The organism is Gemmata sp., assembly GCF_051859125.1.
GTDB lineage: Bacteria > Planctomycetota > Planctomycetia > Gemmatales > Gemmataceae > Gemmata.
Genome location: NZ_JBHYGG010000159.1, coordinates 1 through 6,609 on the forward strand (window position 1 = coordinate 1; position 6,609 = coordinate 6,609).

Annotated in this window: 4 protein-coding genes and 2 pseudogenes; 1 reads left to right on the plus strand and 5 read right to left on the minus strand. The window is 71.8% G+C overall.

Translation table 11 applies throughout. The features are described from left to right. The 5 genes and pseudogenes from ACTIGN_RS15220 to ACTIGN_RS15240 form a co-directional block, all read right to left on the minus strand. Positions 1–346, minus strand: a 346-nt coding sequence (locus ACTIGN_RS15220) for a YybH family protein (protein WP_439625276.1), incomplete at its 3' end; no start/stop codon positions are given. Between the two features lie 54 nt (positions 347–400). Continuing rightward, the gene (locus ACTIGN_RS15225) at positions 401–598 is read right to left on the minus strand and encodes a hypothetical protein (protein WP_439625277.1); all 198 of its coding nucleotides are present in this window, start codon (positions 596–598) and stop codon (positions 401–403) included. 177 nt (positions 599–775) lie between these two features. Then, positions 776–1,874: pseudogene (locus ACTIGN_RS15230) on the minus strand (acetate/propionate family kinase). A gap of 42 nt (positions 1,875–1,916) precedes the next feature. Further along, a pseudogene (locus ACTIGN_RS15235) lies at positions 1,917–2,747 on the minus strand (phosphoketolase); the annotation flags it as partial. A gap of 136 nt (positions 2,748–2,883) precedes the next feature. Continuing rightward, positions 2,884–3,831: an L-lactate dehydrogenase gene (locus ACTIGN_RS15240; protein ID WP_439625279.1), complete on the minus strand. Its 948-nt coding sequence runs from the start codon at positions 3,829–3,831 to the stop codon at positions 2,884–2,886. A 377-nt stretch (positions 3,832–4,208) separates the two neighbouring features. On the opposite strand from ACTIGN_RS15240, the gene ACTIGN_RS15245 reads away from it, so the two are divergent. Continuing rightward, positions 4,209–6,497 (plus strand): Kelch repeat-containing protein, encoded by a 2,289-nt coding sequence (locus ACTIGN_RS15245; protein WP_439625281.1) that lies wholly within the window; start codon positions 4,209–4,211, stop codon positions 6,495–6,497. Positions 6,498–6,609 lie beyond the last annotated feature (112 nt).

A 6,609-nucleotide genomic window follows, 5' to 3' on the forward strand; every position in this document is an offset into this window, starting at 1 on the left:
GGTTCTTGGCGAAGAACTCGGTGTACGCCTTCTCCAGCGCCGCCCGGCCGGTCAGCGTCGTCCCGTCGTCGCTGACGTACTCGCCCTCGGCGGCCCAGAGGCCGGCGACGGCCTTGGCATCGCCCTTCTTGAACGCCTCCTCGAACGCATCGATCGCCTTCTGGACGGCGGCCCGGTCGGCGGCGCGGTCGTCCTTCTTTGCGTCGGCAGCGGCCGGTGCGGGGCCGCCCGGCGCGGCGGGGATCTGGCCGGCCGCCTCGGGGCGGCCGACGCCGAACGCGAGCCAGCCCGCGGCCGCGGCGAGCGCGCCGAGGAGGACGGTGCGGGGGAGACGGTGCGTACTCATTGCTGCACTCCTGAGAGGGAACCCTGGGCGGCCGGCACCCGTGCCGGCCGCCGCTCACTCGGCGTCGAGCTTCTTGCGGGCCTCGGCGAGCCGCTTCTTCTGCTCGGGCGTGACCTCGGGGTACGCCAGGTCGAGCCCGCGGACGGTCGCGGTCACCACGTCCGCCACGACCGCCCGGGTGACCCACTTGTAATCGGCCGGGACCACGAACCACGGGGCCGCGGGTTCAATGATTCCGGGCGACCCACACACCCCTCCTCCGGAACCATTCTGAAGTCCGGAATCATCACACTTGACCGGAATAAAGTCTGTTAGAGCAAACCCGCTGGCTGCAAACGCTGCCGGTACAGAACCTTACGCGGTCTCCGGTCGCGTGCCGGCTCGCGTGCCACGCCGGGTCCGTCCGGAACCATCCGTGCCCTGGGTCGGTTACACCCCCAGGACCCGGCGGGTGTGGTTGGCGATCATCAGTTCTTCGTTGGTCGGGATCACGTGGACGGCGAACGCGCCGAGCCACGCCGCGGCGCGCACCACCCGGTCCCGCACCGGGGCCGCGTGCTCGCCGATGCCGCCGGTGAACACCAGCGCGTCGAGCCCGCCCAGCGCCGCCGCGAGCGACCCGAGCTCGCGGCCGATCCGGTACACGAACAGGTCGACCGCCTCCGCGGCCCGCGGGTCGCTGCTCGCGAGCAGTTCGCGCATGTCGCTCGACACGCCCGACACGCCGAGCAGCCCCGACTCGTGGTCGATCAGGTGCTCCACCTGCGACGCGGTCATGCCAAGGTGGTTCATCAGGTACAGCACGACCCCCGGGTCGAGTGAGCCGCACCGCGTCCCCATCACCAGCCCGTCGGCCGGGGTGAACCCCATCGTGGTCGCGACGCTCTGGCACGCCCGCATCGCGCACAGGCTCGCGCCGTTGCCCAGGTGCGCGACCACCGTGCGGCCGCCCGCCGCGTGCGGGTCGACGCCCGGGAGCACCGAGGCGATGTACTCGTAGGACAGCCCGTGGAACCCGTACCGGATCACGCCCGCGTCGGTGAGGGCCCGCGGGAGCCCGAAGTGCTGGGCGAGCGGCGGCTGGGTGCGGTGGAACGCGGTGTCGAAGCACGCGACCTGCGGCACCCCCGGGGCGTGCGTCGCGACGGCCCGGATCGCGGCGAGGTTGTGCGGCTGGTGCAGCGGGGCGAGCGGCACGAGTTCGTCCAACTTCGCGAGCACGCCGTCGTCGATGCGCACCGGAGCGGTGAACGCGAGGCCGCCGTGGACGACGCGGTGCCCGGCCGCGACGACGCGAGTGTCGCCGAGTTTGGTCTGGCACTGCTCGAGCACGACCGCGAGCGCGTCGTCGTGCGTCGCGCCCGCGGGCAACGACTGCTCGCTCCCGCCGTCCATCGTGAGGCGCGGCGCCGGTGCCGAGGCCGGCGACCTGCCCGTGCGCGAGCGCGGCGCCCCCGCCCCCCGCCGCGAAGGCGGAGAACTTGAGGCTCGACGACCCGGCGTTCAGGACGAGGACGGCGTCGGTCACGGTGTGCCCCTCCGCGAAGCCGCGAGCGACTTCGTGACACGGTCAGTACGGCCACTTCCAGTTGGCCGCGTCGGGCTTGTCGACCCCGTGCTCGTGCGAGTAGTCCCGGCACTCGATCTGCATGTTGCGGAACTTCTCCTTGGCGTGCGCCCCGGCCACCTGGAGCGTCGGTACGCGGTCGATCACGTCGATCGCCAGCGTGAACCGGTCGATCTCGTTCTGGATCGCCAGCTCGAGCGGGGTGTTGATGTTCCCCTTCTCCTTGTACCCGCGGACGTGCAGGTTCTTGTGGTTGGTCCGCCGGTACGCGAGCCGGTGGATGAGCCACGGGTACCCGTGGAACGCGAAGATCACCGGCTTGTCCACGGTGAACAGCGAGTCGAAGTCCCGGTCGGAGAGGCCGTGCGGGTGCTCGGTGTCGGGCTGGAGCCGGAACAGGTCCACCACGTTGATGAACCGGATCCGGAGGTCCGGGAACTCCTGGCGGAGCAGGTCCACGGCCGCGAGCGCCTCCTTGGTCGGGATGTCGCCGGCCGAGGCCACCACCACGTCCGGCTCGTGCCCCGCGTCGGTGCTCGCCCTGGGCCAGATGCTGATGCCCTTGGTGCAGTGGACGATCGCCGTCTCCATGTCCAGGTACTGGAGGTGGTTCTGCTTGTCCGACACGATGACGTTGATGTACCCCTCGCTCCGCAGGCAGTGGTCGGCGACGGACAGTAGGCAGTTCACGTCCGGCGGCAGGTAGATCCGGGTGACCGCGGCGCTCTTGTTCACCACCACGTCGAGGAACCCGGGGTCCTGGTGCGTGAACCCGTTGTGGTCCTGCCGCCACACGGTGCTGGTGATGAGCAGGTTCACCGACGCGACCCCTTCCGCACCTCGTCGGCCGCCAGCGGCGCGCCGGGGACCGTGGACCGGGCCGGCCCGAAGGCGCTGATCGAGGGGGCGGGCGACGGGGGTGCGGTCGGCGGCATCACGGGGTCCTGTGGGAGCGGTATCGGGCGGGCGGTCACGCGGGGCGGTCCAGCTCGTCGAGCGCGGCGCGGATCACGCGGGCGCTGGCCGCGAGGGCGGCCCGCTCGGCGGGACTCAGCGGGAGCGGGAACGTCTCGATCACCCCGGCCCCGCCGACGAGCCGGGGCAGCGCGAGGGTCACGTCCCGCACGCCCTCGACCTCCGCGGTCGGCGAACACACGGTGAGAACCGACCGCTGGTCGTGGAGCACCGCGTCCACGATTCGGGCCAGGGCCGAGCCGATCCCGTAGTACGTCGCGCCCTTGCCGCCGATGATGGTGTACGCGGCCCGGCGGACCTGTTCGTCGATCCCGGCCCGCACCGGGGCCGACAGGTCCGCGCCCCGGAGCCGGGCGAACTCGTCGAGCGGCATCCCGGCGACGGTCGCCAGCGACCACGTGAGCACCTCGGAGTCGCCGTGCTCGCCGATGACGGAGGCGTGGACGTGGTGCGCGTCCACCCCGCACCGGGCCCCGAGCAGCGACCGGAACCGGGCCGTGTCGAGCGTGGTGCCCGAGCCGAACACGCGGCCCGCGGGCACCCCGACCTCGGCCGCGGACCGGGCCGCGAGGTGGGTCATCACGTCGACCGGGTTCGTGGCGACCACGAGGACCGCGTCCGGCGCGTGCGCCAGCACCGCGGGCACCACCTCCCGGAACACGGCCGCGTTCCGCTTGAGGAGTTGCAGCCGCGTCTCGCCCGGCTTCTGGCCGACGCCGGCGCACAGCACGACGGCCCGGCACCCCGCGAGGTCGGCGTACCCGCCGGCCCGGACCTCCAGCGGGTGCGCGAACGGGACCGCGTGGCGGATGTCGTCGGCCTCGGCCGCGGCGCGGGCCGGGTTCTTGTCCACGAGCACGATCTCGCGGCCCACGCCCCGCATCACGAGCGCGTACGCCGCGGTCGCGCCGACCAGTCCGCTCCCGACCACGCCGACCTTCATGCGGGCTCTCCAACGGTTCGGGTGCGGGGGCCGACGCCCGTCTGTTCGGCGCGACCGCCCCGGGTGACTTCGTCAACCCAGTCGTGCGTCTGCCCGCCGCGGTCGCAAGTCGCGCCACCGGCCGGGGCGGGTTCACACGGGGCGGGCTGGGCGCGTTCAATCTAATCCGGTCCCACCCGCGGGGCACATGGAATTTTCGAGATGGTGGTGTGAAGGTGCGGCGGGAACAGTGGGGCGGCGCTGAGAGGGTCCGGCGGGTGCGCTGCTTGGAGCGGTAGACCGAAAGACAATGACGCGGCCAATGCGCCGCGCGTCCTTGTCGCGCGGCTGCCGGTGCGGGACAACGGCAGGTGTCCCCGCTCCCCCGAGGTTCCCCCGTGCGAACGCTCCCCCTCGTTCTCGTGCTCCTCGTCGCGGCGGCCGCACCGGCCGCGGAACCCGCACCGAACTCCTGGGTGAGGACCGACGCGGTCATCGAGGGCCGCCGGTGGGACGTGCCGCTCGGGTTCGACCCGGTGGCGAAGCGGTTCACCGTCCTCGGCGGCCGCACCGCGTCGGGCGAGTACAAGAAGCCGCGGCCGTTCGACGTGCTGTCGTTCGACCCCGCCGGGGCGTGGCGGAACGACCTCCCGCCGGGCACGGACTGGGGGCCGGAGGTCGGCCCGGTCACCGCCCCGGCTTGGAAGGGCGAGACCTGGGCGCTCGCCGACGCGGCCGGCGGCGTGCGGCCGAACTGGACCGTCTACGGCACCTTCTCGCTCGGCCAGAAGTACGACTACGACCCGGACACAAAGGCGTTCTACTTCTACGCCGGCGGCAGCACGTTCCGCTACGAGCCGGCAACGCGTGCGTGGAAGGATATGGCCCCCGAGACGCACCCGCAGAAGGCGCTCGGCGGCATTCTGCTGTGGTCGTCGATGTGCTACGACCACGGGGCGAAGAAGTTCGTGCTGTTCGGCGGCGGGAACATCACCACCGATCGCGGCGACCCTGGCACCTGGACGTACTCCCCGGCCGACAACAAATGGGAGCCGGTGAAGGCCGAGCGGCAACCACCGGCGCGTGCCAACGCGCGGCTCGCTTACGACCACGTCACGAAGAAGGTCGTGCTGTTCGGCGGCGACCGGCTCGACCAGCTCGTCGCCGACACCTGGGCGTTCGACACCGCGACCGGCACCTGGACCGAGCTGAAGCCGCCCGTTTCGCCGGCACCGCGAGGCGGACACGCACTGCTGTGGCTACCCAAGGCGAAGAAGCTCCTGCTCGTCGGCGGGTACACGTACACCTCGACCACGGACTACGTCGCGAGCCTGTACCGCCCGCTGCCGCTCGAAGCGTGGGTGTTCGACGCCGCGGCGGCGAAGTGGGAGCTGGTCGCGCGCTGGGACAATCAGAAGGGGAAGCCCGCGGTCGCGCCCGTCGGGCCGTCGAACGTGTTCGTCTCGGCGGCGGTCGATGGGGACGACACGGTGCTGCTGCTCGACGCACAGAACCGCGCCTGGACGTGCCGCTTCGACCTCACGAAGCCCGACGCGGCCGGTGCCGAGGCGTTCGGCACGAAACCGGGTACGGTCGTGAAGCGGACCGGGTCGCACGACCCGGCGTGGTACGCGGAGGGGGTGCCCGCGGCCGATCCCGCGAAGGTCGCCGCCGACCTCAATGACCTCCCCGCGAACCGCTGGGTGGTCCGGGCGACGCCGAAGCGGCCGCTCATGAACATGGACTGGGGCTCGGCGGTGTTTGACGTGGCCCGCGACAAGATCGTGCGGTTCTCCGGCGGGCACTCGGCGTACAGCGGCACCGCCCCGCAGGTGTACGACGTGAGGACCGACCGGTACTCGCTGCCGTTCGCGCCCGAGTATCCCGCCGAGTACGTCTACACCAACGATCAGGTTCATGGGGAGTGGAGCTTCAAGGGGAACCCGTGGATGACCGGGCACACGTACAAGTCCACCGGGTACGACCCGAACCTGAAGGCGTTCCTGTTCGCCCCGCACGAGTGGACGTACTTCTTCGACGCCGATACGGGGAAGTGGTCGCGGTCGCCCGAGAAGAACCCGTACCGCCCGAACTTCTACGTGGTGACGGTGTGCGGCACGCCGGCCGGTGCGGTCGTGTGGGCCGACCCGCGGCAGGGCGAAAAGGGCGGGCTGTGGCGGCTCGACGCCGCGAGCCGGACGTGGAAGCCCTTGCCGCTGAAGGGCGAGCTTCCCGCGAAGACCGCCGACCAGCACGGCATGGCCCACGACGCGAAGCGCGACCGCCTGCTCCTGTTCAGCGGCACCGGGCCGAAGAAGGGGAACGTCGCGGCCTACGACCTGAAGACCGGTGAGGCGAAGTGGCTCGACCCGCCCGGGGCAGACAGTGCGCTCGTCCACTGCCGCGAGACGGCGTACCTGCCGGACGCGGACCTCGTGCTCATCGGCGGGCGGGTGAAGGACGCGGCCGGCGCGTGGCGGTGGCTGTCGTTCGACTGCGCCGCGAACGCCTGGGCGTCAGTCGAGTTGCCCGGCGACGACCCGGTCGGCAAGGCGGGCGCGTTCAACAACTCGATGGGGCTGATGTACGACCCGGCCCGCAAGCTCGTGTGGGCGGTCGGCCAGCACAGCCACGTTCACGCGCTGCGGTTCGACCCGAAGACCGCGAGCGTCGCGCCGCTGAAGTAACGGGCGACTGCGTCCCGGCCGGATTGATCCGGAACCGTGGTTGGCGGGAGGCGGTCTGGTCCGAGCCCGAGCGCCGAGCGAGGGTCAACGTGAACCCTCGCTCGGCGCTCGG

What these genes read in the sequence shown, in the direction of transcription:
- ACTIGN_RS15240 (WP_439625279.1), bottom strand. Translation starts at nt 3,831, where the DNA reads ATGAAGGTCGGCGTGGTCGGGAGCGGACTGGTCGGCGCGACCGCGGCG.